Origin of the sequence: Kribbella sp. VKM Ac-2571, assembly GCF_004362255.1 — a bacterium.
GTDB classification, from domain to species: Bacteria; Actinomycetota; Actinomycetes; order Propionibacteriales; family Kribbellaceae; genus Kribbella; species Kribbella pratensis.
In genome coordinates this window covers 44,188-70,509 of sequence record NZ_SNWS01000016.1, presented here as the reverse complement: position 1 = coordinate 70,509, position 26,322 = coordinate 44,188, and the positions used below count along the sequence as shown (strand labels likewise).

General features: G+C 68.2%; 31 protein-coding genes. 26 read left to right on the top strand and 5 right to left on the bottom strand.

Features of this window, described 5'->3' with window-relative positions; translation table 11 throughout:
• Positions 1–117 precede the first annotated feature (117 nt).
• From EV651_RS30400 to EV651_RS30330, 15 genes are all read left to right on the top strand, one after another.
• A complete protein-coding gene (locus tag EV651_RS30400) occupies positions 118–870 on the top strand; it encodes a DeoR/GlpR family DNA-binding transcription regulator (RefSeq protein WP_133788702.1) in 753 nt (250 codons plus the stop codon).
• A complete protein-coding gene (locus EV651_RS30395) occupies positions 867–2,237 on the top strand; it encodes a 6-phospho-beta-glucosidase (protein WP_133788701.1) in 1,371 nt (456 codons plus the stop codon). The genes EV651_RS30400 and EV651_RS30395 overlap by 4 nt, the downstream gene beginning before the upstream one ends.
• Before the next feature lie 185 nt (positions 2,238–2,422).
• Positions 2,423–2,959: a 30S ribosomal protein S16 gene (gene rpsP, locus EV651_RS30390; RefSeq protein ID WP_133788700.1), complete on the top strand. Its 537-nt coding sequence runs from the start codon at positions 2,423–2,425 to the stop codon at positions 2,957–2,959.
• Positions 2,960–2,964: 5 nt separating this feature from the next.
• Positions 2,965–3,216, top strand: a complete 252-nt coding sequence (locus EV651_RS30385; RefSeq protein ID WP_133788830.1) for an RNA-binding protein — start codon at positions 2,965–2,967, stop codon at positions 3,214–3,216.
• A 94-nt stretch (positions 3,217–3,310) separates the two neighbouring features.
• On the top strand, positions 3,311–3,856 hold the full coding sequence (gene rimM / locus EV651_RS30380) for a ribosome maturation factor RimM (RefSeq protein ID WP_133788699.1): 546 nt from the start codon (positions 3,311–3,313) through the stop codon (positions 3,854–3,856).
• 1 nt (position 3,857) lies between these two features.
• Positions 3,858–5,057 (top strand): tRNA (guanosine(37)-N1)-methyltransferase TrmD, encoded by a 1,200-nt coding sequence (gene trmD, locus EV651_RS30375; RefSeq protein ID WP_133788698.1) that lies wholly within the window; start codon positions 3,858–3,860, stop codon positions 5,055–5,057.
• Positions 5,058–5,238: 181 nt separating this feature from the next.
• On the top strand, positions 5,239–5,598 hold the full coding sequence (gene rplS, locus EV651_RS30370) for a 50S ribosomal protein L19 (protein WP_130387668.1): 360 nt from the start codon (positions 5,239–5,241) through the stop codon (positions 5,596–5,598).
• Positions 5,599–5,742: 144 nt separating this feature from the next.
• Positions 5,743–6,372: a signal peptidase I gene (gene lepB / locus EV651_RS30365; protein WP_238157283.1), complete on the top strand. Its 630-nt coding sequence runs from the start codon at positions 5,743–5,745 to the stop codon at positions 6,370–6,372.
• The gene (gene lepB, locus EV651_RS30360; protein ID WP_133788696.1) at positions 6,369–7,133 is read left to right on the top strand and encodes a signal peptidase I; all 765 of its coding nucleotides are present in this window, start codon (positions 6,369–6,371) and stop codon (positions 7,131–7,133) included. Before lepB (EV651_RS30365) ends, lepB (EV651_RS30360) begins: the two co-directional genes overlap by 4 nt.
• A gap of 52 nt (positions 7,134–7,185) precedes the next feature.
• The gene (locus EV651_RS30355) at positions 7,186–7,887 is read left to right on the top strand and encodes a ribonuclease HII (protein WP_133788695.1); all 702 of its coding nucleotides are present in this window, start codon (positions 7,186–7,188) and stop codon (positions 7,885–7,887) included.
• The gene (locus EV651_RS30350) at positions 7,884–8,207 is read left to right on the top strand and encodes a DUF2469 domain-containing protein (protein ID WP_012922325.1); all 324 of its coding nucleotides are present in this window, start codon (positions 7,884–7,886) and stop codon (positions 8,205–8,207) included. Before EV651_RS30355 ends, EV651_RS30350 begins: the two co-directional genes overlap by 4 nt.
• A 94-nt stretch (positions 8,208–8,301) precedes the next feature.
• Entirely contained in the window at positions 8,302–8,658 is a 357-nt protein-coding gene (locus EV651_RS30345; RefSeq protein WP_133788694.1) for a YraN family protein, read from the top strand.
• Positions 8,658–10,235, top strand: a complete 1,578-nt coding sequence (locus EV651_RS30340) for a YifB family Mg chelatase-like AAA ATPase (RefSeq protein ID WP_133788693.1) — start codon at positions 8,658–8,660, stop codon at positions 10,233–10,235. Before EV651_RS30345 ends, EV651_RS30340 begins: the two co-directional genes overlap by 1 nt.
• A gap of 344 nt (positions 10,236–10,579) precedes the next feature.
• Complete coding sequence (gene dprA / locus EV651_RS30335; RefSeq protein WP_166658840.1) at positions 10,580–11,668, top strand: DNA-processing protein DprA; 1,089 nt, start codon at positions 10,580–10,582, stop codon at positions 11,666–11,668.
• A 95-nt stretch (positions 11,669–11,763) separates the two neighbouring features.
• Positions 11,764–12,402 (top strand): glyoxalase, encoded by a 639-nt coding sequence (locus tag EV651_RS30330; RefSeq protein ID WP_133788691.1) that lies wholly within the window; start codon positions 11,764–11,766, stop codon positions 12,400–12,402.
• Positions 12,403–12,440: 38 nt separating this feature from the next.
• Here EV651_RS30330 and EV651_RS30325 read toward each other — a convergent pair whose 3' ends face one another.
• On the bottom strand, positions 12,441–12,782 hold the full coding sequence (locus EV651_RS30325; protein WP_133788690.1) for a DUF2200 domain-containing protein: 342 nt from the start codon (positions 12,780–12,782) through the stop codon (positions 12,441–12,443).
• A 684-nt stretch (positions 12,783–13,466) separates the two neighbouring features.
• Complete coding sequence (locus EV651_RS30320) at positions 13,467–15,101, bottom strand: APC family permease (protein WP_133788689.1); 1,635 nt, start codon at positions 15,099–15,101, stop codon at positions 13,467–13,469.
• 135 nt (positions 15,102–15,236) lie between these two features.
• On the opposite strand from EV651_RS30320, the gene EV651_RS30315 reads away from it, so the two are divergent.
• The 3 genes from EV651_RS30315 (at position 15,237) to EV651_RS30305 (ending at position 17,192) form a co-directional block, all read left to right on the top strand.
• On the top strand, positions 15,237–16,178 hold the full coding sequence (locus EV651_RS30315) for a tyrosine recombinase XerC (protein WP_133788688.1): 942 nt from the start codon (positions 15,237–15,239) through the stop codon (positions 16,176–16,178).
• A gap of 84 nt (positions 16,179–16,262) precedes the next feature.
• Positions 16,263–16,742 carry an Rrf2 family transcriptional regulator gene (locus EV651_RS30310; protein ID WP_130387678.1) on the top strand — a complete coding sequence of 160 codons (480 nt, stop codon included), beginning with the start codon at positions 16,263–16,265 and terminating at the stop codon, positions 16,740–16,742.
• 51 nt (positions 16,743–16,793) lie between these two features.
• The gene (locus EV651_RS30305; RefSeq protein WP_133788687.1) at positions 16,794–17,192 is read left to right on the top strand and encodes a VOC family protein; all 399 of its coding nucleotides are present in this window, start codon (positions 16,794–16,796) and stop codon (positions 17,190–17,192) included.
• 3 nt (positions 17,193–17,195) lie between these two features.
• Here EV651_RS30305 and EV651_RS30300 read toward each other — a convergent pair whose 3' ends face one another.
• Entirely contained in the window at positions 17,196–17,819 is a 624-nt protein-coding gene (locus EV651_RS30300; RefSeq protein ID WP_133788686.1) for a M23 family metallopeptidase, read from the bottom strand.
• Between the two features lie 283 nt (positions 17,820–18,102).
• Here EV651_RS30300 and rpsB point away from each other — a divergent pair, with 283 nt between their 5' ends.
• The 6 genes from rpsB to EV651_RS30270 all read left to right on the top strand — a co-directional run bounded on the left by rpsB (position 18,103) and on the right by EV651_RS30270 (position 23,135).
• A complete protein-coding gene (rpsB, locus tag EV651_RS30295; protein ID WP_133788685.1) occupies positions 18,103–19,089 on the top strand; it encodes a 30S ribosomal protein S2 in 987 nt (328 codons plus the stop codon).
• A 146-nt stretch (positions 19,090–19,235) separates the two neighbouring features.
• Entirely contained in the window at positions 19,236–20,054 is an 819-nt protein-coding gene (gene tsf, locus EV651_RS30290; protein WP_133788684.1) for a translation elongation factor Ts, read from the top strand.
• Positions 20,055–20,118: 64 nt separating this feature from the next.
• Positions 20,119–20,880: a UMP kinase gene (pyrH, locus tag EV651_RS30285; protein ID WP_130387683.1), complete on the top strand. Its 762-nt coding sequence runs from the start codon at positions 20,119–20,121 to the stop codon at positions 20,878–20,880.
• Between the two features lie 146 nt (positions 20,881–21,026).
• Complete coding sequence (gene frr / locus EV651_RS30280; RefSeq protein ID WP_202870588.1) at positions 21,027–21,581, top strand: ribosome recycling factor; 555 nt, start codon at positions 21,027–21,029, stop codon at positions 21,579–21,581.
• On the top strand, positions 21,581–22,429 hold the full coding sequence (locus tag EV651_RS30275; RefSeq protein WP_133788682.1) for a phosphatidate cytidylyltransferase: 849 nt from the start codon (positions 21,581–21,583) through the stop codon (positions 22,427–22,429). The genes frr and EV651_RS30275 overlap by 1 nt, the downstream gene beginning before the upstream one ends.
• Positions 22,430–22,544: 115 nt before the next feature.
• Positions 22,545–23,135, top strand: coding sequence for a GNAT family N-acetyltransferase (locus tag EV651_RS30270; protein ID WP_133788681.1), 591 nt, complete (start codon positions 22,545–22,547; stop codon positions 23,133–23,135).
• On the opposite strand, the gene EV651_RS30265 is transcribed toward EV651_RS30270, so the two are convergent.
• Together EV651_RS30265 and EV651_RS30260 are read right to left on the bottom strand one after the other, a co-directional pair.
• Positions 23,125–24,090 (bottom strand): LLM class flavin-dependent oxidoreductase, encoded by a 966-nt coding sequence (locus tag EV651_RS30265; protein WP_133788680.1) that lies wholly within the window; start codon positions 24,088–24,090, stop codon positions 23,125–23,127. The two genes, EV651_RS30270 and EV651_RS30265, sit on opposite strands and share 11 nt — an antisense overlap.
• 28 nt (positions 24,091–24,118) lie before the next feature.
• Positions 24,119–24,523, bottom strand: a complete 405-nt coding sequence (locus EV651_RS30260; RefSeq protein WP_202870576.1) for a MarR family winged helix-turn-helix transcriptional regulator — start codon at positions 24,521–24,523, stop codon at positions 24,119–24,121.
• 62 nt (positions 24,524–24,585) lie between these two features.
• Here EV651_RS30260 and EV651_RS30255 point away from each other — a divergent pair, with 62 nt between their 5' ends.
• A complete protein-coding gene (locus EV651_RS30255; protein ID WP_238157282.1) occupies positions 24,586–25,482 on the top strand; it encodes an LLM class flavin-dependent oxidoreductase in 897 nt (298 codons plus the stop codon).
• A gap of 98 nt (positions 25,483–25,580) precedes the next feature.
• Positions 25,581–26,249 (top strand): C39 family peptidase, encoded by a 669-nt coding sequence (locus EV651_RS30250; protein WP_133788678.1) that lies wholly within the window; start codon positions 25,581–25,583, stop codon positions 26,247–26,249.
• Positions 26,250–26,322: the final 73 nt, after the last annotated feature.

Genomic DNA, 26,322 nt, shown 5'->3' with positions numbered 1-26,322 from the left:
CACTCCTGCAGGGTCGATCAAACTCGTGCATGAATCTTGAAACTCTTGATCAGGATCCGCAATACCTGATCAGAAGTTTGACTGAAAATGACGGAGTTTGCGTGATACGGTCTCTCTGTGTTGCCGAAGCAGCGTCAGGATCAGATCGTCCGCGCGCTCCGGGCCGACGGGGCCGGGGGCGTCAAGGTGCTGGCCGGGAAGCTCGGCGTCAGTGAGGCCACCATCCGGCGCGACCTCGAGCAGTTGCACGCCGAGGGCCGCCTGACCCGTGTGTACGGCGGTGCGCTCGCGGTCGACGGCGGTGACGAGCCGTTCGCCGACGTCAACGCCGTCCATGCCGAGGAGAAGGACCGCATCGCGCGTCGTGCGGCAGAGCTGGTCGCCGACGGCGAGTCGGTGCTGCTGGACATCGGTACGACGGCACTCCGGGTCGCACAGCACCTGCACGGCCGCTCGTTGACCGTGGTGACCAGCAACCTCGCCGTACTGGAGGAGTTGCAGAACGACGAGCAGATCGAGCTGATCGTGCTCGGCGGGTTCGTACGGCGAAGCTACCGGTCGCTGGTCGGCTACCTGACCGAGGAGAGCCTGCGGCAGATCCACGTCGACTGGCTGTTCCTGGGGACCAGCGGGGTCCGGCCGGACGGCCGGGTCATGGACAGCACGATGATCGAGGTGCCGGTCAAGCGGGCGATGATCAACGCCGCCGACCGGGTGGTCCTGCTCGCCGACCGGACGAAGTTCCCGGGGCACGGTGTCGCCCGGGTGTGCGAGCCGGGAGAGCTCTCCATGGTCGTCACCGAACCCGACTCCGACGCGGCAACCCGTGCCCAACTGACCGAAGCAGGAGTAGAGGTGGTTCTCGCGTGAAGCTGACGATTCTGGGTGGGGGCGGCTTCCGGGTTCCGCTCGTGTACCACGCGTTGCTCGGCGACCGTGGAGCCGGACGGATCACGTCCGTCGTCCTCTATGACACCGATCCATCGCGTTTGTCCGCCATCGCCGCTGTGTTGCGTCAGCAGGCGGCTGGCCTCGGCCACTCCGGTGTCGACGCGGCTCCCCTCGACCCGCCGGTCGTGACCGCGACCACGGACCTCGACGAGGCGCTGCGGGGCGCCGACTTCATCTTCTCGGCGATCCGGGTGGGCGGCCTCGAGGGACGGACCGTCGACGAACGGGTCGCCCTCGACCTCGGCGTACTGGGGCAGGAGACGGTTGGCGCCGGAGGGATCGCCTACGGGCTGCGGACGCTCCCGGTCGCCGTACAGATCGCCCAGCGGATCGCGGCGGTCGCTCCGGAAGCGTGGACCATCAACTTCACCAACCCGGCCGGCATGGTGACGGAGGCGATGATCCCGTACCTGGGCGACCGGGTGATCGGCATCTGCGACTCCCCGTCCGGTCTGGGTCGCCGGGCGGCGCTGGCGCTCGGTGTGGACCCGTCTACTGCGTTCTACGACTACGCCGGCCTCAACCACCTCGGCTGGCTTCGGGGCCTGCGGTCAGGTGGAGCAGACCGCTTGCCGGAGCTGCTGCAGTCGACTGACGCGTTGGCATCCTTCGAGGAGGGCCGGCTGTTCGGGGTGGACTGGCTGCGGTCGCTGGGGTCCATTCCGAACGAGTACCTGCACTACTACTACTTCGCCCGCGAGACGCTGGCCGCCGTACAGGGCGTGCGGCAGACGCGCGGCACGTTCCTTCTGGAGCAGCAGTCCGCCTTCTACGCCGAGACTGGACAGCACCCCGAGCAGGCGTTCGAGCTGTGGCAGAAGACCCGGGCCGAGCGTGAGTCGACGTACATGGTGGAAAGCCGTGAGGTCGCCGATGCGGGGGAGCGGGACGAGCGCGACATGGCTGCCGGTGGGTATGAGCAGGTCGCGCTGTCGCTGATGCGAGCGATCGCCCACAACGAGCGGGCCTCGCTGATCCTCAACGTCCGCAACCGCGGCGTACTGCGCCACCTCGACGACGACGCCGTGGTGGAGATCCCCTGCACCGTGGACGCCAACGGGGCACTCCCGGTGACCGTCTCGCAACTGACGGACCACCAGGCCGGTCTGGTCAGTGCTGTGAAGGCCGTCGAGCGCGCGACGATCGAGGCCGCCACCACTGCCTCCCGGGCCACCGCGGTGAAGGCCTTCGCCTACCACCCGCTCGTAGACTCGGTGACAGTCGCTCGCAGCCTCCTGGACGCGTACGTCGAGCAGCTCCCGAACCTGGCGTATCTACGTCCCTGAATGCGCTCCCGACGCCAATTGGTTGGGCAGCGTGGTTTCTGGCACAATGGCCTGCTGAGTCCGTCCAGGTTCGTGCAGCCCTCTAACTCCACTGCCCGGCCGGCCCATCGAGCTGTCACTGCGTTGTCCCCACGACGCGTCGTGCACCTCATCAAGACAGTAATTCCAAGGGAGACCCCACAAACGTGGCAGTCAAGATCCGTTTGAAGCGCATCGGCAAGAAGCGCACCCCGCACTACCGCATCGTCGTGATGGACGCCCGCGCCAAGCGGGACGGCCGTGCGATCGAGGAGATCGGGATCTACAACCCGAAGACCGAGCCCTCGTTCATCCGCGTCGAGTCGGAGCGGGCGCAGTACTGGCTGGGCGTCGGCGCGCAGCCGAGCGAGGCCGTCGAGGCGCTCTTCAAGGCCACCGGCGACTGGCAGAAGTTCAAGGGCCTGGACGCCCCGGCGCCGCTGCGGGTGGCCGAGCCGAAGCGGGACAAGCAGGAGATCTTCAACGAGGCGCTGGCCGAGGCCCACGGCTCGCTGAAGACCGAGGCGGTCACCGCCAAGAAGACCGCGAAGAAGGCTCCGAAGTCCGACGACACCGCGAAGGACGAGGCTGCCGCCGAGGCGCCGAAGGCCGACGAGGCCCCTAAGGCGGACGACGCGAAGGCTGAGGCCAAGGCCGACGAGCCGAAGGCCGACGAGGCTGCGGCCGAGACCACCGAGGCCTGACGATGATGGAGACCGAGGCGCTCGAGCACCTGGTCCGAGGCATCGTGGACAACCCCGACGACGTCAGCGTCCGGGCCCGGAACCTGCGGCGTGGCCGCACCCTCGAGGTGCACGTCCACCCCGACGACATCGGCAAGGTGATCGGCCGCAACGGCCGCACCGCCACCGCGATCCGCACCGTCGTCGGCGCCCTCAGCACCGAGTCCTCGCTACGCATCGACTTCGTCGACGAGTTCAACCGGCGCCCGCGCCGCTGACTCGGTAGTCCACAGCAGTCCTGTGAGGGGCCGCACCCGGTCTGGGGTGCGGCCCTTCATCTCGTACAAGAGGTCTTACAAAGGAGTAATGCAGGTGTTGGTGACTGTCGGGCGGATCGGCCGCGCACACGGGATCAAGGGCGAGGTCGGTATCGACGTGCGCACCGACGAGCCGGACCGCCGGTTCGCCGACGGAGCGACCGTCGTGACCGATGCCAAGGTGTCCCGGACCCTGACCATCGCTTCGAGCCGCTGGCACAGCGGGAAGCTGCTGGTGAAGTTCGCCGAGGTGCCGGACCGGACCGCGGCGGAGCAGCTGCGCAACCTGGTCATCCAGTCCGAGATCGACGAGGACGAGCGCCCCGAGGACCCCGAGGAGTACTACGACCGCGACCTGATCGGCCTCGCGGTCCGCACCACCGAGGGCGCCGAGGTCGGCGAGGTGACCGACGTCGTGCACCTGCCGGCGCAGGACCTCCTGGAGATCCGGCGTACCGCGGGCAACCTCGTGCTGGTCCCGATGGTCGAGGAGCTCGTCCCGGAGATCGACATCGACAAGCGGTACGTCGTCGTGGCGGACCGCCCCGGCCTGCTCGACCCCGAGGGCGCAGAGGTGGTCCAGACCGAGCCGGGGGACTGACATGCGGCTGGACGTCGTCACGATCTTTCCGGAGTACCTGGCCGCCCTTGACGTCTCCCTAGTCGGGAAGGCGGCCAAGAGCGGTCTGCTGGACATCCACCTGCACGACCTGCGCGAGTGGACCCACGACCGCCACCGGACCGTCGACGACACCCCGTACGGCGGGGGAGCGGGCATGGTGATGAAGCCGGAGCCCTGGGGACAGGCGCTGGACGCGGTCGCCCCCGTCGACGGTCCTTCGCAGCCGCGGTTGATCGTGCCGACCCCGGCCGGGCGGCCCTTCACCCAGGAGCTCGCGTACGAGCTCGCTGCTGAGCCCTGGCTCGCGTTCGCGTGCGGCCGGTATGAAGGCATCGACGCGCGCGTGGCGTCGTACGCCGGCGAGCGGATGCGCGTCGACGAGGTGTCCATCGGCGACTACGTGCTGAACGGCGGTGAGGTCGCCGTACTCGTGATGGTCGAGGCGGTAGCCCGCCTGCTGCCCGGTGTGATCGGCAACCCGGAGTCGCTGGCGGAGGAGTCCCACTCGGGCGACGGCCTGCTCGAGTACCCGGTCTACACGAAGCCGCCGAGCTGGCGCGGGTACGACGTACCTGAGGTCCTTTTATCCGGGAACCACGCTCTGATCGCCGACTGGCGCCACGACGAGTCCGTACGGCGTACTGCGGAACGCCGGCCGGACCTCCTGGCAGCGTGGGGCGACGTGGTCGCTCAGAAGGAGGACGCGACCTCAGGGGTCCGCCTGCTGCCCGCTACGGCCGCCGACGCGGGCGAGATCCACGTACTGCAGCTGGCCGCCTTCCTGTCCGAGGCGCAGCTGTACGACGATTACACGATCCCGCCGCTGACAGACGACCCTGCCGCGACTGCCGCCCGCCTCGAGCGGGGGACTGTCCTCAAGGCCGTCGCCGGCACCCGCATCGTCGGATCGGTCCAGCTCCTCGTCGACGACACGGTCGGACGGATCGAACGGCTCATCGTTGCCCCCGACTGGCAGGGTCGCGGTCTCGGTGCACGCCTGCTGCGTGCCGCTGAGCAGGTGGCTCCCGCCGAAGTCACGTCGTACACGCTGAACACGGGCGCGCAGAGTGACCGGAACCTCGCCCTGTACCGGAAAGCGGGCTACCGGGAGCTCAGCCGCGAGCCGCAGACGCCCAAGGTCGACCTGGTCCGGCTCGGCAAACGCCGCCGCCGTAAGTGATCACCCTGCGCGGTCGACGCACCGGATTTCGTCGCCGTGTGGGGCGTATGGCAAGATTGTCTGTTGCTGCCCTTCGGTGCTCCTGCCACAGGGGGTGACCACCGACCGGCAGCCTTTTGATGACTTCATCACCACCGACATTCGTGGGTGACCTGTGGCACGCGCGAGGAAGAGACGCCAGATGAGCAACATCCTGAACGAGCTCGACAACGCGAGCAAGCGCGACGACATCCCGGCCTTCCGCGCCGGTGACACCGTGAACGTGCACGTGAAGGTCGTCGAAGGAAACCGGTCCCGCGTCCAGGTGTTCAAGGGTGTCGTGATCCGCCGCCAGGGTGGTGGCCTGCAGGAGACCTTCACGGTCCGCAAGGTCAGCTTCGGTGTCGGTGTCGAGCGGACCTTCCCGCTGCACACCCCGATCGTCGACAAGATCGAGGTCGTGACCCGCGGCGACGTCCGCCGCGCCAAGCTGTACTACCTGCGCGAGCTGCGCGGTAAGGCAGCCAAGATCAAGGAAAAGCGCGAAGTCCCGGCCTCCTGACGCCCGTAACGACGACGGTCACCTATGGCGCCGAGCACTGCGACTCGCGCTCGCCCTCGACCGGTATCCAAGAGGGCACGTCGCAGCAAAGGACGTCACCGCAGGCTGAAGCAGCGGAATCCGCTGCTCAGCCTGCTCGTGGAGATGAGCACCGTGACGGTGCTCGCCCTCGTCATCACGGTGGTCCTGCGGCTGTTCGTCGCGGAGGCGTTCTACGTCCCGTCGGAGTCGATGTACGACACACTGACGAAGGACGACCGGATCCTCGCCGAGAAGATCAGCTACCTGCACCGCGACGTCGACCGCGGAGACATCATCGTCTTCAAGGACCCGGACAACTGGCTGAACGAGGAAGAGGTCAAGCCGGGCACGGTGCGCCGGATCGGTGAGTTCGTCGGCATCCTGCCGCGCAGCGGCGAGGGTCACCTGGTGAAGCGGGTGATCGGCATCCCCGGCGACCGGGTGGTCTGCTGCAACAAACAGGGCCAGATCACCGTCAACGGCATCCCGCTGGACGAGCGGGAGTACCTGCTGAAGGACGCCAAGCCGTCCGAGCTGCCCTTCAACGTGCTGGTTCCGGCCGGTCACCTGTGGGTGATGGGGGACAACCGGGCCGAGTCCGCCGATTCCCGCGCGCATATGGGCGGCCCCGGCGGCGGTTTCGTGCCGGTCGAGAACGTGGTTGGCCGGGCCTGTTGCGTAATCTGGCCGTCTGACCGGATGACGATGCTGCGTCCTCCGGAAACCTTCAAGAAGCCGGGGCTGAAGAAGTGACCGATACACCGACCAAGACGGACGCCAAACCTGCCCACCGCTCGGGCTTCGCGGCGGCCACCCGCGAGTTCGTGCTGATCGTGGTCGGTGCCCTGATCGTCTCCTCGATCCTGCGGGCGTTCGTCGGGCAGATGTTCATCATCCCGAGCGAGTCGATGGAGAACACCCTGCTGGTCGGTGACCGGGTCGTGGTGGAGAAGCTCACCGACGTCAAGCGCGGCGACGTGGTCGTGTTCGAGGACCCGGGCGGCTGGTTGGGCGCCGAGGAGAGCGGCCAGAAGCGCGGTTCGATCGGCCGGTTCTTCGAGATCGTCGGCCTGCTCCCGGACTCGAGCCATGGTCACCTGATCAAGCGCCTGATCGGCATGCCCGGCGACAAGGTCGCGTGCTGCGACGCCAAGGGCCGGCTGCTCGTGAACGGCCAGCCGCTCGACGAGACCAGCTACCTGTACCCGGGCGACGCCCCGTCCCAGATGGATTTCCAGGTCACCGTCCCGGCCGGCCGGATCTTCGTGATGGGCGACCACCGCTCCGCCTCCGGGGACTCCCGCGTGCACCTGCAGGATCTCGACGCGAACGGCGGCAACCAGGGCGACGCGGCGTTCGTTCCGCTCGACAAGGTCACCGGGCGGGCGATCATGATCGTCTGGCCGGCGGGCCGCTGGGGCAAACTCGGCGTACCGGACACTTTCAAGGCGGTCCCGGCGGCCGGTCCGGCGCCTGACAAACCCTCGATATCGCTGACGCCACCACCCAAGTAACCGTTCTGTCGCCTCGGACGCCTAGGGTGAGTTGTGTGATGCGGAGGGCTGGATGAGCGCGTTACCGCGCGGGAGCACGGTACGGCGGGACGCCGGGCTGTACGGGTACGAGCGGGCCCTGCGGCGCGTCGGCCTGGATCCGATCGCCGGTGTCGACGAGGCCGGTCGTGGACCGTGCGCGGGCCCGTTGGTGGCCGCAGCGGTGATCCTGCCGGAGGGAAAGCGCGGTCAGATCCCGGAGCTGGCGGACTCGAAGCTGCTCACCGCGAAGGCGCGGGAGCGCTGCTACGAAGAGATCCGCAAGCGTGCCCTCGCCTGGTCGGTAGTGTCCATCGAGGCGGACGAGTGCGACCGGCTCGGTATGCACGTCGCCAACGTGCAGGCGCTCCGCCGGGCGTTGTTCCGGCTCGACGTGCGGCCGTCGTACGTGCTGACCGACGGCTTCGGCGTCGACGGTCTCGGCGTACCGGGCCTGGCGATGTGGAAGGGTGACCGGGTGGCCGCCTGCATCTCTGCCGCGTCAGTGATCGCCAAGGTGACGCGGGATCGCGTGATGGAGCACTGGGACAAGGTGTACCCGCAGTACGGGTTCGGGATCCACAAGGGGTACTGCACCCCTGAACACCAGGCGGCACTGGACGAATACGGCCCGTGCCCACAACATCGACGGCGGTTTGAGAATGTCCGCCGCAGTCTGCGGCCCGATATGGGACAGAATGTCACCAGTCCCACCGGAGTGGAGAGCCAGGCATGAGCGCTGACGACCTCGAGAAGTACGAGACCGATATGGAGCTTCAGCTCTATCGGGAGTACAAGGACGTCGTCGGGATCTTCAAGTACGTCGTGGAGACCGAACGGCGCTTCTACCTGTGCAACGCGGTCGACCTGAAGGTCCGCACCGAGGGCGGCGACGTGTACTTCGAGGTGACGATGGCCGACGCGTGGGTCTGGGACGTGTACCGTTCCGCCCGCTTCGTCAAGAACGCCAAGGTCGTCACCTTCCGCGACGTCAACATCGAAGAGCTCGCCAAGTCCGACCTGGAAGTCCCGAAGGACTCCGACTTCGGCCGCTGACCTCGTCCGCAGGCAGGCGGTTGTCCACAGTTCGAAGGTGAGGTCCGTTTTCGAGGCCTGATCCCGGCATCTTCTCTGCCGGAGGTGGTCATCGATGCGGACCAGGAACACCGTCGGACGGTACGGCGAGGATCTCGCCGCGAGGTATCTCAGCACGCACGGTTTCGCCGTGCTCGAGCGCAACTGGCGCTGCGAGTTCGGCGAGATCGACATCGTCGCGCGCGAAGGCGACACACTCGTCGTCTGTGAGGTGAAGACCCGGCGCGGGCTGAACTACGGCTCCCCGCTGGAGTCGATCACCTACCGGAAGCTGGCCACGCTCCGGAGGCTGGCCGGCCGCTGGCTGCAGACCCATCAGCTCAGACCGGCAGAGATCAGGATCGACGTCATCTCGATCCTGTTCGACCACAACACGCCACCGACCGTGGACCACGTGCGAGGTGCGATCTGATGGCGCTCGCTCACACCTGGTCCGTCGCCCTGGTCGGTCTGGAGGGCCACCTGGTCGAGGTCGAGGCCGACATCGCCCAGGGCCTGCCGAAGACGACCCTGATCGGCCTTCCCGACACGTCGCTGTCCGAAGCCCGCGACCGCGTCCGCGCCGCCGTGGTGAACAGCGGCGAGCGGTTCCCCGACCGCAAGGTCACTATCGGCCTGTCACCCGCCACACTCCCGAAAACCGGCTCGCACTACGACGTCGCCATCGCGTTGTCGCTCCTCACCGCAGCCGGCGCAGTCGATCCCGGCGCGCTCCGCCGTACGGCGATCATCGGCGAACTGGGTCTCGACGGCCGCATCCGCGAGGTCCGCGGCGCACTCGCGATGACCCTGGCCGCGTCCCGGGCCGGCTTCGACCGCATCGTCGTCCCCGACCTCAACGTCGGCGAGGCCCGCTTGATCCCCGGCATCGAGGTGTACGGCGCTCGCTCGCTGCGCCAGGTCCTCGCCCTGCTCCGCGGCACCGAGATCCCCGACGAAGCACCACCCCGCGCCGAGCCACGCCTGGTGTCGGAGTCGCTGATCCGACTGCCGGAGGTCGATCTCGAAGACATCATCGGCCAACGCGAGGGCCGACGCGCCATCGAGGCCGCAGCCGCCGGCGGTCACCACCTGTTCCTGCACGGCCCACCCGGCTCAGGCAAAACCATGCTTGCCGAGCGCCTGGCCGGACTGATGCCTGACCTCAGCACGGACGACTCCCTCGAGGTCTCAGCCGTGCACTCACTCGCCGGCCTGCTCACCAACGACGCCGAGCTGGTCCACCGGCCGCCGTTCATCGCGCCGCACCACACCGCATCCCTTGCCAGCCTGGTCGGCGGCGGCACCGGCGTGCCGAGACCGGGCGCGATCAGCTGCGCGCACCGCGGCATCCTCTTCATCGACGAGGCGCCGGAAATGCATCCGCTGACCCTCGACACCCTTCGTCAGCCACTCGAATCCGGTTTCGTCGAGGTCCACCGGGCCGCAGCCGTTGCGAAGTTCCCCGCCCGCTTCATGCTCGTCCTCGCCGCCAACCCGTGTCCCTGCGGCCTGTCCGGCACCAACCAAGGCATCTGCAGCTGCACACCACAGCATCTGGCGCGGTACCGCCAGCGGATCAGCGGCCCGATCAAGGACCGCCTCGACATCCAGCGCCAGATCCTGCCGGCCGCCCGCACCGTCACCGACGGTCAACCCGTGGAGTCGACCGCCGTCGTCGCCGCTCGCGTCCAGGCCGCTCGCGATCGCCAGGCGCACCGCTACCGCGAGAGCGCCTGGACCCTCAACAGCGAGATCCCCGGCCCGGTCCTGCGTCGCGAGCATCCGCTGGACGACGCCAGCCAAAAGCTCCTGGAAGAGCACTACTCCGCCGGCCGCCTTACTGCTCGAGGCTTCGACCGCGTGGTCCGCCTCGCCTGGACCTTGACCGATCTAGCCGGCGCCCCCATCCCCACCGTCGACCAGACCCATGAAGCCTTCCAACTCCGCTCAGGCGAGCCCCTGACCCAGCTAGCCGATGTCCGCCCCCTCAAAGGACCCACCCAATGACCATCCACCACGCACTCCGACCCACGGTCCTCGCCTCCGCGTCCCGCGTCCCCGCAGCGCCCGTCCTCGCGCCAGCCGGTATCGCACCAGCCGGTGTCGCACCAGCCGGTGTCGCACCAGCCGGTGTCGCACCAGCTGTCCCCACAGCAGCCGTCCGTGCGGCGACCGTTCGCGCCGCAGCCGGCCTCGGGGGAGGAACCCCCGGGCGACCCGGGGCGGGGATTTCCGGAGCCGGGAGAGTCGGTGCCGAGGGTTCTGGCTCCGGGCGAGGAGCGGATGGCTTCGAGTCGGTTGCTGGTGGCAACGGAGATGAGGAGCGTCTGGCCCGCGCGGGTCTGTCCCGGGTGGTCGAGCCGGGCGACCTCGCCGCTCTCAAGGCGTTCGAAGGCCTTCCACCGTTGGAGATCTGGGACCGTCTCCAGCACAACGCCTCCGGCCTGGAGCGCTGGTCCACGCGACTCGCCACGGCCGACCCACACCGCGATCTCGAGCGAGCGGCGGCCGCCGGCGCCCGGTTCGTGATCCCCGGCGACGACGAATGGCCGGCTGAGGTCGAAGTCCTCGACGAAGCAGGTCAGTTGACCCGCCGAGCCGGCGTACCGTTCGGCCTCTGGGTCCGCGGCCGCGCGAACCTCCGCCGCGCCCTCACCCGAGCCGTCGCCATCGTCGGCGCCCGCGCCTGCTCGTCGTACGGCGAACACGTATCCGCCGAGCTGTCCTCCGGCCTCGCCGACAACGGCCTCACGGTCGTCTCCGGCGGCGCCTACGGCATCGACGCGGCCGCACACCGCGGAGCCCTCGCGGCGGCCGGCACGACAATCGCAGTCCTCGCCTGCGGCGTCGACGTCAGCTACCCGAAACGCAACTCCGCCCTGCTCAGCCGCATCGCGGAGGACGGCCTGGTCATCACCGAACTCCCACCCGGCTGCGCCCCGACCAAGCTCCGCTTCCTAGCCCGCAACCGACTCATCGCCGCCATCACCCAAGGCACCGTCGTCATCGAAGCCGCAGTACGAAGCGGTGCCCTCAACACCGCCGGCTGGGCCGAACAATGCGGCCGCCCCGTCCTCGCCGTCCCCGGCCCGATCACCTCGCGCATGTCCGCCGGCAGCCACCTACTCGTCCGCGAACGCAACGCCGTCCTGGCCACCAACGTCGCCGACATCATCGAAGCAATCTCCCCCTTCGGCACCAACCTGACCCAACCCCCAAGAGCCGCCCCAACCCTCACGGACACCCTCGACCCCGACCTCCAACGAACCCTGGACGCCGTCCCGGTCCACAACCCCGCTACCACCGACCGCATAGCCAACACCGCAGGCCTAGACGTCCCCACCGCCCAGCAATGCCTACAAACCCTCGCCGCACTAACCCTCATAACCCAAACCCCCGCCGGCTGGCGCCTACCCACCCCACCCCCACCGTCCCCGTGACAACCACGGGCCCAAGACAACGATCCACCTTCAGCCGTCCGGAGTTGGTCAGGAATCGAGAAGCAAGCCGCAGCCTGGCTACCTAGGTTGGAGACATGACAACTCTTCACAGTGTGGTTCTGGAAGTGGCCGACCGTTCTTCGGCAGAGCGGTTCCTCACGGATGCCTTCGGGCTGAGTGGGCAGGTACGGGTGCGGGAGTCGACCGCGGAAACGACTGGTTTTCGTGACTTCACGTTGTCGTTGACGGTGGCCCAGCCGAGTACGGTGAGCAGCCTCTTCGACTCGGCGGTGGCTGCCGGTGCGACGGTGGTGAAGCCGGTGACCAAGTCGTTGTGGGGGTACGGCGGCGTCGTCCAGTCGCCCGACGGCACGATCTGGAAGGTGGCCACCTCGGCGAAGAAGGACACCGGTCCGGTGACACGAGCGATCGACTCCGTCGTACTGCTGCTCGGCTGCGCTGATGTTGCCGTGAGCAAGAAATTCTACGTGGACCACGGTTTGGCCGTGGCGAGGAGCTTCGGGCGCAAGTACGTCGAGTTCGCCACCACGGGCCCCATCAAGCTGGGACTGTACGGGCGGAGGGCCCTGGCGAAGGACGCCGGCGTACCGGTCGACGGCAGCGGGTCGCACCGGATCGCACTGAGCGGCGACGCGGGCAACTTCGTCGACCCGGACGGATTCGTCTGGGAGCCCATGCCGGCAACGGTCGATGGCGACCTGACGAGCCGATGAGCCGATGAGCCGATGAGGTCGCGGGGTCGGCGGTGCGGCTATGGGCGCAGGATCTTGACCATTGGTTTGCCCTTGGCCAGTTCGTCGACCAGTTTGTCGAGGTAGCGGATCTTCTGCATCAGGGGATCTTCGATGTGTTCGACGCGTACCCCGCAGATGACGCCGGTGATCGACGATGCGCGCGGATTGAGTTCAGCCTCGGCGAAAAAGTCCTCGAAGGTCGTGCCCGCCTCCAGGTGATCATTCAACGCTACCGGGCCGAAACCGGTCAGCCACTCGATCACCTGATCGAGTTCGGCCTTCGTGCGTCCCTTCTTTTCGACCTTGGCCACATACAGCGGATACACAGACGCGAATGTGGCGGTGAAGATTCGACTCATCTGACAAACGTAAAAGGTCGACGCCTGCCAGGCCCCGGTAGGCTCGCCGAACGACGACCATTCAGAAGCCCGCCGGCTCCTGGCGGGCGCTGACGACGGTGGCGGCGGTTGCGGCTAAATGGTCCAGCAGAGCGAGCGCCTTGATGGCTGGCAGGGCCCGGTCGGCTGGCCGGACGTCGGACCGTTCTGGGGCCTGCTGACTCCTACCAGTGGCCTTCCTGGTCGAGGGCGCTTTCCCCGCCACGGACCCAGACAGCCGCTGCGCCGGCTGCGAGCAAACGCACCCAACGCCGCCGTGAACGTGCCCGTGAGTAAACGCGCCCTGCGCCGCCGGGCGGTTGCGAGCAGACGCGCCCAGCGCGGCCGTGAACGGCCCGTGAGTAAACGCACCCTGCGCCGCCGGGCGGCTGCGAGCAAGCGCACGCGGCGCCGCCGCGGACGCGCCCGCGAGCGCGTCCTTGCCGAGGACCCCACCGGCGAGAAGAAGGAGAGCGGGGCACGCGAGGCGGTCCAGGGAGAACGAGGGCCCAGGTGGCCCAGACGGCGGCCGATTTCGGGGCGATGGTTGCGTTCCGCTTGTTCACCGAGGCACGGCTTCGCCGCCTGCGGATGCGAACGAGTGCAGCCGGCTCGCCCTGACTGACGGTTCTCCACGGGCCGCTCGTGCGGTCGTCTGGTGGGGTGCTAGCTGCGCATGTGTTTGCCGCGGGTGGGTTTTTGTTGTTGCTGTTCGGGTGGGGTGCGGATGGCGCGGAGTTCGGTGGGGCGGTCGTGGTCGGCGCGGATGGCCTGGAGGCCGCCGGTGCCGGGGTCGGTGTCGCCGAGGTCGAAGTCCCAGCTGTCCTCGTTGGCGAGGCGGCTGTGCCAGCGGCCGTAGAGCCCGTAGATCGCGATGCCGATGACCATCCAGATGCCGAACTTGGTCCAGGTGCTCGTCTTCATGTTGAGCATCAGCCAGACCGTGGCGGCGAGTGACAGCAGCGGGATCAGCGGGACCATCGGCACCCGGAAGCCGCGCTCCAGGTTGGGCTCGGAGCGGCGCAGGGTGAGGACGCCGATCGCGCAGAACGCGAAGCAGAACAGGGCTCCGATGACGAGCAGTTCCTCGAGCTCCAGGACCTTCGGGTACAGCGTGAGGGCCAGGGCGGCGACGCCGGCGGCGGCTGCGGCGCGGGCGGGGGAGGAGTACACGCGGCTGACGCGGCCGAGGCTCCTCGGGAGCAGGCCGTCACGGCCCATGTTGAACAGCACCCGGCTCTGCGCGATGAGGACCACCATGATCACCGTCATCAACGCGAGCAAGGCACCTAGGTTGACCACCTTCGCGGCCCACCCGACGCCGACTGCGGCCAGCGCTTCGGAGACCGGTGCACCGCCGCCCAGCTGACCGTACGGGCGCATGCCGACCAGCACGACTGCCATCGCGATGTAGAGAATCGTCACTGCGCCGACGCCGAGCAGCATGCCCTGCGGGACGGTCTTGCGCGGGCTGCGGGCGTCCTCGGACGCGGTCGCGATCAGGTCGAAGCCGATGTAGGCGAACACGATCGTGCTCGCGGCCGTGAAGATGCCCATCGTCCCGAACGAGCCGAACGACGAGTCCAGGATCCAGCCCAGCAACGTCGGGCTCGCGGTCGCGGGTGCGGCCCGGGCCGGTGGGACGAACGGGTGGTAGTTGTCCATGTTGATGTGCGCGGCGCCGACGATGACCACCAGCAGGATCACCGCGACCTTCGCGATCACGACGACGGTCAGGACGCGGGACGAGAGTTTGGTGCCGGTCACGATCAGCGCGGTCAGGATCAGCAGCAGCAGCGGGGCCACCAGGTTCAATTTGGCTTCGGGGCCGAAGAACTGGGCCACTCCGGCGGGCAGCGTCACTCCGAAGCCGTCCAGCGTGGCCAAGAAGTACGCCGACCAGACCCGGGCGACGATCGCCGCCGCGGTGACGAGTTCGAGCACGAGCGCCCAGCCGACCAGCCACGCCCACGCTTCGCCGAAGGTGACGTAACTGAACGTGTACGCGCTACCGGAAACCGGGATGGTGGACGACAGTTCGGCGTAACAGGCCGCGGCCAGCAGACAGACGATCGCGGCGATGACGAACGACAGGATCACTGCCGGTCCGGCGACATTTGCCGCCTGAACGCCGCTGATGCTGAAAATGCCGGAGCCGATCATCACGCCCAGGCCGAGTACAACCAGGTCGCGACGACCGAACAAACGCGGCAGACGGTGCCGCGCGTCCTCGACTCGAGTGAACGCCGACTCGACCGGCAGGCGCCGGCCTACGGTCTGTCCGTTCGCTGAGGGGGCCATGGTCAGGGGTGCCTCCGTTGCTACTAGGGCAATCGGGCCGAACAGTAGTCGACCGTTGGGCTATCGACCAGCCCTCCTCTCGTCCGTCCCGCGCGGTGCCTTGCGATGCCGGGCCACCTCACGCATCGTCGAGGTATGACGCCGGACGAAGTCACCGGAAACCGTTCCTGGCCGGAAAGTTTCGCTGTGTTACTGGCTGACTACGAAAGGCATCTGACGGCGGAAAGAGACCTCAGCACTCACTCGGTGAGAGCCTACATCGGAGATGTCGCGGATTTACTCGAACATTTGATTCGGCTTGGTCACGATGATCTCGGGCAGTTGGATATCCGGAGCCTGCGGTCGTGGTTGGCGAAACAGCAAAGTCTGGGGAAATCCCGCAGCACGATGGCTCGCCGGGCGACGGCCGCGAGGGTGTTCACGGCCTGGGCGCAGCGGACCGGGCGGATCGATACGGATCCCGGAGCGTTGCTGGCCAGCCCCAAGGCGCACAAGACCCTTCCTGGGGTGCTCGGTCAGGCCGATACCCGCGCGGTGCTCGACGCTGCAGCGGTTGCCGCGGACGACGGCAGTCCGGTCGGGCTGCGTGATCTCGCGATCATGGAGTTGCTCTATGCAACGGGTATCCGCGTCGGTGAGCTGTGTGCCCTCGACGTCGACGACGTGGACGACTCGCGTCGCGTCGTGCGGGTCTTCGGCAAAGGGCGCAAGGAGCGGTCGGTCCCGTACGGCGTACCGGCCGGGCAGGCGCTCGAGCGGTGGCTGGTCGAGGCGCGGCCGAAGCTGGCGCGCGAGGGGAGTGGGCCGGCGGCCTTTCTCGGGGCGCGCGGTGGCCGGATCGATCAGCGGGCGGTACGGCGGATGGTGCATGAGCGGATCGCGGCCGTCGACGCACCGGATCTCGCGCCGCACGGTCTGCGCCATACCGCGGCCACGCATTTGCTGGAGGGCGGCGCGGACCTGCGGAGCGTGCAGGAGCTCCTCGGGCACGCGTCGCTCGCGACGACCCAGATCTACACGCACGTCTCCACGGATCGTCTCCGCCAGGCCTATCAGCAGGCGCACCCCAGGGCATGACCCAGGCATGACGAGGCATGACCCAGGCGTGACATGGCCCGGGGATGCGGCGCGTGAGCGCCGGGATGCGGCAGACTGCGGGACATGCGGGTTTCGGCGAAGTCTGACTATGCGTTGCGAGCTCTGATCGAGATCACCCAGCGGTGGGTGGCCGGCGATGCGGCGGTGGTGTCGGCCGAGGAGCTGAGTCGGGCGCAGGGCATCCCGCACGGGTTCCTGCAGGGCATCCTGGCCGATCTGCGGCGCGCCGGCGTCCTGTCCAGCCAGCGCGGGCAGTCGGGCGGCTGGCGGTTGGCCGTCGATCCCAACGAGATCTCCGTCGCCGACGTGATGCGCGCGGTCGACGGCCCGATCGTGAGCATCTCGGGCGTCCGGCCGGAGAGCGTCACGTACAACGAGCACGCGGTCGTCCTGCAGCGGGTCTGGATCGCCGCCCGCGCGAGCCTGCGGGACGTGCTCGAGAACACCACGCTGATCGATCTCGCCAAGAACAAGCTCCCGGCCGGCGTCGAACGCCGCTCGAAGGACGAGGACGCCTGGCAGGCCCGGGTCCCCGGCAGCTGATCGCATGTTACAGTCGTGACTTATATAAGCCGCGACTGTAGGAGATGAGCGATGCAGCAGATCAAGACGTTCCTCATGTTCGAGGGCGGCGCGGAGAAGGCGATGACCTTCTACCTGTCGCTGTTCGAGGACGCGGAGGTCGTGTCGATGGTCAAGTACGGCGCCGAAGGGCCGGGTCCCGAGGGGTCTGTGATGGTGGCCGTGTTCCGGTTGGCCGGGCAGCAGTTCATGTGCAGCGACAGCTATCAGCACCATGGCTTCACCTTCACTCCTTCGATGTCGTTGTTCGTGGACTGTGCGGACGAGGCGGAACTGGACCGGCTGTACGGCGCGCTGGTCGAGGGCGGGGGAGCGCTGATGCCGCTGGGTGACTACGGGTTCAGCAAGAAGTTCGGGTGGGTCAACGACCGGTTCGGGGTGTCTTGGCAGCTGAACCTGCCGCACGCGTGAGGTTCATCCGCGCCTGATCAGCAAGCCGGCGGTGAGTGCCAGAGCGGCGGTCGCGGCGATGACGAGCTTGGCCGCGCGCTGGTTATGGTCCGGTGGGCTTTCGGGTGCGGGTGAGACGGTGCGGGGCGCTGCCGCGGCTGGTTGGGTCGCTCTCTCGGCGAGCGGGAGCAGGCGGACGGGGCGGTTGGGGAGCAGGGTCAGGGGATTGACGTAGTGCTTGCCCTGGAGCAGGCCCCAGTGCAGGCAGGATCTGGGCAGGCAGTGCGAGCCCGCGGCGGACAGGCGGCCGATGACGGTGCCGGTCTTGACGGTGACTCCGACCGACACCGCGGGGACGACCGGTTCGTACGTCGTACGGCGGGGGCCGGTGGTGATCGTGACGACGCCGCGCCCGGCTAGCGCACCGGCGTACGTGATCGTGCCGGCGGTGGCTGCGAGGACAGGTTGGCCGGGGCGGCCGGCGAGGTCGACCCCGCGATGGCCGGGCAACCAGGGTTTCGCGGGTAGCTCGAAGCCGCGCACGACCTCCGGGCGGGGTTGGAGCGGCCAGGCCGCGACGGCGTGCGGAGGTGGGGTGGGTGTGGGCGGCGGGGGCGGGGTGGCGAGGGGGAGCAGGGCGAGGTTCATGCCAGGGAAGATGCCGGTTTCGGGGTGGCTCGGGACGGGCGATCCGGGATTTGTGGACAACCTGACCCGGTTCGCGTTGGGCGTGGGTGGTCCCGTACACTTCCGGTGGCGCCACACCTAGGTGGGGCGACTACGCATGCCCGCACAAGAGCGTCGAATCCGACGGTCCCGGAGCGATCCGGGTGGAATCGCGCGACGGGCATCAGGAGCCGCGGATCATCCGGTCAGTGGCGAGACAACCGAGTAGACCCGGAGCGCATCCGGGTCGCAATAAGGAGACCTCATGGCCGTCGTGACCATGAAGCAGCTGCTCGAGAGCGGCGTGCACTTCGGGCACCAGACCCGGCGCTGGAACCCCAAGATGAAGCGCTACATCCTCACCGAGCGCAACGGCATCTACATCATCGACCTGCAGCAGTCGCTGTCCTACATCGACCGCGCGTACGAGTTCGTGCGCAGCACCGTGGCGTCGGGCGGGGCGATCCTGTTCGTCGGCACCAAGAAGCAGGCCCAGGAAGCGATCGCCGAGCAGGCGACCCGCGTCGGGATGCCGTACGTGAACCAGCGCTGGCTGGGCGGCATGCTGACCAACTTCCAGACGGTGAACAAGCGGCTGCAGCGGCTCAAGGAGCTCGAGCTCATCGACTTCGACGACGTCGCCGCGTCCGGTGTCACCAAGAAGGAGCTGCTGCAGAAGCGTCGCGAGCACGACAAGCTGCTCAAGACCCTCGGCGGTATCCGCGACATGGCCCGGGTTCCGGCCGCCGTGTGGATCGTGGACACCAAGAAGGAGCACCTCGCCGTCGACGAGGCGCGCAAGCTGAAGCTGCCGATCATCGGCATCCTGGACACCAACTGCGACCCGGACGAGGTCGACTACCCGATTCCGGGGAACGACGACGCGATCCGCTCGGTCGGCCTGCTCACGCGGGTCGTCGCCGACGCCGTCGCCGACGGCCTGATGGGCCGCTCCGGCCAGGGTTCCGCCGCGGCCGGCGAAGAGCTGGGCCAGGAAGAGCCGATGGCCGCCTGGGAGCGCGAGCTGCTCGAGAGCCAGAACGGCACCGCCAAGACGGAAGCTGCCGCGACGGAGACCGCCACGACGGAGACCGCCGAGGTCGTCGCCGCCGCGGAGGCTACGGACGCTGTGGCCGAGCAGCCGCCGGTCGCCGAGTCCGGTGCGGTCGCGGAGACCGTCGCCAAGGCCGACGACACCCCGGTTGTCCCGGTCGACCCGGCCGCGGCTTCCGAGAAGTCCGACGAGGCCTGAGTTGCCCGCGGGGCCGCTCGGTTCACGCCGGGCGGCCCCTCGCCGGACCGCATTCGCGGGTCCGTCACCGGGTACCGCCCGGTCAAGGGCCGGCGGACCGCCCGAGTCCCACTAGCTGACGCATCGACAAGACGAGAGATCGAGGAATGGCGAACTACACCGCCGCTGACGTGAAGAAGCTCCGCGACGCCACCGGCGCGGGCATGATGGACGCGAAGAAGGCGCTCGAGGCCACCGATGGCGACTTCGAGAAGGCGATCGAGGAGCTGCGCATCCACGGCGCGGCCAAGGCCCAGAAGCGCGGCGCCGAGCGGTCCGCCACCAACGGCCTGGTGGCCGCGGCGGAGAACGCTCTGGTCCAGCTGAACTGCGAGACCGACTTCGTCGCCAAGAACGAGCAGTTCCAGCAGCTGGCCGCCGACATCGTCGCGCACGCTTCGGCGAGCAAGGTCGGCGACGTCGAGGGCCTGCTCAACGAGAAGCTGACCGACGGCAAGTCGGTCGCCGAGAACATCGAGGCGCTGGCCGCGGTCATCGGCGAGAAGCTGGAGCTCGGCCGGGTCGCCGTCTTCGACGGCAAGGTCACGGCGTACATGCACAAGCGCGCCGCGGACCTGCCGCCCCAGGTCGGCGTACTGGTCGAGTTCGAGGGCGACGACGTGGAGGCTGCCCGTGGCGCCGCCATGCAGGCCGCCGCGATGCGTCCGCTGTACACCACCCGCGACGAGGTCCCGGCCGAGACGGTCGAGAACGAGAAGCGGATCGCCGAGGCGACCGCGCGCGAGGAGGGCAAGCCGGAAGGCGCCCTGCCGAAGATCGTCGAGGGCCGGGTCAACGGCTTCTTCAAGGACGTCGTGCTGCTCGAGCAGCCGTCGGTCACGGAGAACAAGAAGACCGTGAAGGCCGTGCTCGACGCCGCCGGTGTCACCGTGAAGCGGTTCGCCCGCTTCGAGGTCGGCGCCTGATCCCGCGAAGGATCTGAGCGCACAGGCACCGAAGCACAAAGCAACGAACGAGGAGGCCGGAATCGTGACGGAAACCCTGGGTACCGAGACGAGTCCGGCCTCTTCGCCGTCCTCGCCCGCCTACCACCGCGTGCTGCTGAAGCTGTCCGGGGAGGTGTTCGGCGGCGGCAAGCTCGGCGTCGACCCCGATGTTGTGAACTCGATCGCCAAGCAGATCGCGGACGTGGCGCGGGCAGGCGTGCAGGTCGCCGTCGTGGTCGGTGGCGGGAACTTCTTCCGCGGCGCCGAGCTCCAGCAGCGCGGCATGGAGCGGAACCGGGCCGACTACATGGGCATGCTCGGCACCGTGATGAACTGCCTGGCCCTGCAGGACTTCCTGGAGAAGCTCGGCATCGAGACGCGGGTGCAGACCGCGATCACGATGGGCCAGGTCGCCGAGCCGTACATCCCGCGCAAGGCCGAGCGGCACCTGGAGAAGGGCCGCGTGGTCATCTTCGGCGCCGGCTCCGGTATGCCGTACTTCTCCACCGACACGGTCGCCGCCCAGCGCGCGCTGGAGGTCGGCGCCGAGGCGCTGCTGATGGGCAAGCAGGGCGTTGACGGCGTCTACGACTCCGACCCGAAGAAGAACCCGGACGCGGTGAAGTTCGACCAACTGTCGTACGACGACTTCCTGGCCCGCGGGCTCCGGGTCGCCGACGCGACCGCGATCAGCCTGGCCCGCGACAACGCGCTGCCGATCGTGATCTTCGGTCTCGAGGAGGGCAACATCGCCCGGGTGATCCACGGCGAGAAGATCGGCACGGTCGTCTCCCGGGGGCAGTAACCCGGCGTACCCGGCGTTCTCGGTACCCCGCCGTACGACTAGGATCGTCGGAACACGGGTGGATGTCCGTTATCTGGTAGACCCGCGTTCGTAGGGTAGGAATGTGGCCGCGCCGAGGTGGCCCAGAGGAAGCGAGGAATGTCGTGATCGACGAAGCTCTCCGCGATGCCGAGCAGAAGATGTCGAAGGCCGTGGAGGTTGCGAAGGACGACTTCGCCGCGATCCGCACCGGCCGGGCGCACCCGCAGATGTTCGCCGGCATTCTGGCCGACTACTACGGTAGCCCGACCCCGCTGCAGCAGCTGGCCGGGTTCCAGGTGCCGGAGCCCCGGACCGTGCTGATCTCGCCGTACGACAAGGGTGCGATGGCGGCGATCGAGAAGGCGATCCGCGACTCGGACCTGGGTGTGAACCCGGGCAACGACGGCGCGATCATCCGGGTCGTGATGCCGGCCCTGACCGAGGAGCGCCGCAAGGAGTACATCAAGGTCGCGAAGACCAAGGCCGAGGAGGCCAAGGTCTCGGTCCGCAACATCCGCCGGCACGCGATGGACCAGGTGCACAAGACCGTCAAGGACGGGGACGCCGGCGAGGACGAGGGCAAGAGTGCTGAGAAGCGGCTCGACGGGTTGACGAAGAAGTTCGTCGACTCCATCGACGACCTGCTCAAGCACAAGGAAGCCGAACTGCTCGAGGTGTGATGGGCGTCGACAGCACGCCTGCGCCGAGTCCCAGCCCGAGCCGTGCCGGGCGCAATCTGCCCGCGGCGATCGCGGTGGGGGTCGGGCTCGGCGCACTGATCCTCGGATCGCTGTACTGGCAGAAGGTCCTGTTCACCGTCCTGGTGCTGGCCGTCGTGCTGGTCGCCGTCGACGAGATGATCAAGGCGCTGCGCACCGGTGGGGCGGTCATCCCGCGGATCCCGTTGTTCGCCGGTACGACGGCGATGCTGGTGGCGGCGTACTTCGGTGGACCGATGGCACTGCTCGTCGCGCTCGGGATCACGGTGCTCGGGACGATCTTCTGGCGGATGCCGGGCGGGTCGGTCGGGTTCGTCCGGGACGTGAGCGCCGGGGTGTTCCTGATCGGCTACGTGCCGCTGCTGGCCGGGTTCGCGATCCTGCTGGTCCAGCCGGAGGCGGACGGCCCCGGACGGGTGGTCACGTTCTTCGTGGTCGTCGTCGCCAGTGACGTCGGCGGTTATGCGGCCGGTGTGCTGTTCGGCAAGCACCCGATGGCGCCGACGATCAGCCCGAAGAAGTCGTGGGAGGGCTTCACCGGCTCGGCCCTCGCGTGTATCGGCGGCGGTATCGCCGCGGTTGTCTTCCTGCTGGACGGTCACTGGTGGGTCGGTGCGATCGTCGGCGCGGTCGCGGTCCTGACCGCGACGGTCGGTGACCTCGGCGAATCGATGATCAAGCGCGACCTGGGGATCAAGGACATGTCGAATCTGCTGCCCGGCCACGGCGGCGTCATGGACCGGCTGGACTCGCTGCTCGCGACCGCGCCGATCGTTTGGCTCCTCTTGCACCTGCTGGTGAAAGCATGACGGTACTGATGCCGCGACTCCGTCGCGGCGGGTCATGGGGCTGTAACTCCCGTCCTTCCCTCGTCGCTCCGGTCGCTTCGCTCCCTCCGCTCCTCAGTCCAGGCCGGGAGGCCCCATGACCGTCGCCCCGGACGGACGCCCCCTGGTCGGCGACGTCGTACGCCTGGACCGGATGCAGGAGTCCGACATCGACGAGCTGTACGCCGCGATCGCCAACGAGCAGGTGTACGCGGGCGGCTTCGGCGGCGGCCCCGCTGCGATGCCGACCAGCGCGGAGGACATGCGCGCCAAGTGGATCCCGGCCGCGGCCAAACGGTTCGCGTACGTCGTCCGCTTGGTTGCCGACGGCACCGTCGTCGGTACGTCGAGCCTCGGCGACGTCGACGTCGTCAACGAGCGGATCCACCTCGGGTGGACGGGCTACGCGCCGGCAGTCTGGGGGACGGCCGTCAACCCGGCGACGAAGCTCCTGCTCCTCGAGCATGCCTTCGAGACGTGTGGCTTCGGGCGTGTGAAGATCCAGACCGGCTCGAAGAACACCCGGTCGCAGGCGGCGATCGCGAAGCTCGGGGCGACCCGCGAAGGCGTGCTGCGGCGGCACATGCTGTTGGCTGACGGCTCGTTCCGGGACACGGTGGTGTTCTCGATCCTGGCCGACGAGTGGCCGGACGTGCGCAAGCGGCTCGAGGACCGGATCAGCCGGTGAGCTTCGCCAGCGCTGCGTAGGTCGCCAGGAGCGCGGCGCGGTCGTAGGTGTTCGTGGTGATCAGCAGTTCGTCGGCAGCGGTACGGCGTACCAGGTCGTCGAGCGCCTCGTCGACATCGGCCGGCGTACCGTAGATCTGACCGCGGAGCGCGTTCTCGAAGAACTCCTGCTCGCGCGCGGTCATCTCGTCCGGTACGTCGGGCTGCAGCGGAGGGAACACGCCCCGTGTGCGTGAGTACGCACTGGCCCATGCCTCCGGCAACAAGAGCTCTCGGGCTGCCTCGGCGGAGTCAGCTACCGCAGCGGTGACAGCGAGGATGACGTACGGCTCCGACGCCCACGCGGACGGCCGGAACGTGCTCCGGTAGTCCTTGAGCAGGTCGGCTGAGTCCGAGCGCGCAGCCAGCACCACGGGCAGCCCCAGCGATGCCGCGATCGTCGCGCCTTCGCCGACGGCGAGAACGAACGGCGGGATACGCAGCCCCTCACCCGGTCGTGCATGAACCTGGTCGGTCGACGTACCGGCCAGATACCCGAGGAGCTCCTGGACCTGCGTGGTGAAGTCGTCCGCTGCGTCCTTCTCGACACCGAGCGCCCGCCGTACGCCGTTGGTGAAGCCGACTGAGCGGCCAAGGCCCATGTCGATCCGGCCCGGGTACAGCGACTCCAGTACGCCGAACTGCTCCGCCACGACCAGTGGCTTGTGGTTCGGCAGCATCACCCCGCCCGTGCCGACGCGGATCCGACCGGTGCGAGCAGCAACAGCCGCAGCCAGCACCGTCGGCGCAGAGCCGACCACTCCTGGCACGCTGTGGTGCTCCGACACCCAGAAACGCTTGTAGCCAAGCTCTTCCACCTGCTGCGCCAGCTCCACGGTCGCGCGCAGCGTCTCGGCCTCGGTCTCGCCTACGCGCGTCCGGGAGCGGTCCAGGACTGACAGCGGGACGGAAAGCACACAGAGTCCAACCTGCCCGCCGGAGCGCTCATTCCCCGAGCAGCAGCCGCAGGTCGTCGCGGAAACGATCCGCAGAGGACAGGGGAGCGAGGAACGCCTGCTCCACCTCCAACCGGATCCGCTCCGCGGTCTCGAACGTGGACTCGCCCAGTGGCGTCAGGACGACGACGTTCCGGCGCCGATCCTCCGGGCTGCGCCGGCGTTCGACGAAGCCGCGTTCCTCGAGGCCGTCCAGCAGATCGCCGATGGAGGTCCGGTCCACCCGCAGCCGGGCGGCGACCTCGAGCTGCGAGAGCGGTTCACCGGACATGATCGCCGCCAGCACCGCCAGATCACGCCCGTTCAGGCCGTGCGGCGCCAACGCTGCCGTCTGCGCCTCGGTGAGCTGCGCGAGGACGTGTTTGAGCAGGTACCCCAGCCGGTCGGACGCCATATCGTCAAATCTACCGGGTAACTGATCGTCAGGATTGCTGATCATCAGTTACCCTGATGATTATGGAACCGACCTTCGGTCTGAAGACCACCCCGATGCATGTCCCGTACGCCGAGATCCGCCGCGTCTGGCTCGAGGCCGACGAGGTGCCGCAGATCCGCGACGCCTGGCTCTGGGACCACTTTCTCCCGCTCGCCGGCCCGAAGGACGGCGACGTCCTCGAGGGCTGGACCCTGCTGACCGCACTCGCCGCGCAAACCACGCGACTCCGCCTCGGGCTCCTCGTCACCAGCAACCGGATCCGGCCGCCGGCCGTTCTCGGCAAGATCGCGAGCACGCTGGACGTGATCTCCGGCGGCCGCCTGATCATGGGCCTCGGTGCCGGAGGCACCCACCAACCAGCCGGCCGGAGCGGCATCCCCGGCCCGAATCCGGCGATCGAGGAGTACGCGGCCTACGGGTTGACGCTCGTCCCGCCGGGGGAGGGCATCGACCGGCTGCGCGAGACGATCGAGATCCTGCGCCGGATGTGGACCGAGGACGAGTTCGACTTCCACGGCCGGTATTACACGCTGGAGCGGACTCGCAACGCGCCCAAGCCGGTCCAGCAAGGTGGCCCGCCGCTGCTGATCGGCGGTTGGGGCAACCGCATGCTGCGCCTCGTCGCGGAGTACGCCGACACCTGGAACATCAGCGGCCCGCCGCACGTCGACTTCGACACGATTGCCGATCGCGTACGCCGTTTGGACGCGGAATGCGAGCGGATCGGACGCGATCCGTCGACGATCAGCCGCTCGCTGCAGCAGATCGTCTCGTACGACGACCCGGCCGAGACCCGCGCGATCGTACGAAAAGCCGTTGGACTCGGCTTCGATCACATCGTGCTCTCGCTGCCCCGCCCGTACCCGGAACACGCCGTGCGCTGGCTGGTTCGCGAAATCATCGACCCTTTCCACTGAGATGGAAACGAGTGGTGATTTTTTCACCACGACTCAATGTGCCGTGTCAGTATCAAACACAGGACGATCCGCCCCCGGTCGTCCAGTGAGGAGCTGACATGATTCCCACGACGAAGTTCAAGGCTGCTCTGAGCGGTCTCGCCCTGATCGCGGCCGCGGTGCTTCCGCTGAACGTGGCAAGCGCCGTACCGCAGACCGTCTCGGCCGAAGCGGTCGCGGCGTCCAAGCCGGTCCCGAAGCTCGGCTACTCGACGCAGACCGTCAAGACGCTGAACATCGACTTCCAGTACCAGCAGACCGGCTACTGGTGCGGCCCGGCCGCGACCCGGATCGCGCTCTCGGCGCGGATCTCGCCGCCGAGCCAGCAGCAACTGGCCAACGAGTTGCCGACCACAACCAACGGCACCGACTGGATCGGCCAGGTTACCCGGGTGCTCAACAACCACCTCGGCACCGGCTGGTACGAGACCAAGGAGATGCCGAACGACCCGCCCACCCAGGCGCAGCGCGACCTGCTCTGGCGGGACGTCGTACTGGACATCGACAACAACTACCCGATCGTCGCCAACATCGTCGCCCCGGCCAGCAACCACCCGCCGGGCTACCCGAACTACACGATCTACCACTACTTCACGGTGATCGGGTACGACGACAGCGACCAGACCGTCCTGATCGCCGACCCCGCCGGCTTCGCCCCCACCGCGACGTACTGGCTAACCTTCAACCAGTTAGCCACCCTCATCCCGCCCAAGGGCTACTCCGCCTGAGGCACTTTGAGAAGCCACCGATCATTCGGCCGCCCCGAGAATGGTCGGTGGCTTCTCAAAGTTGGGAGAGTGA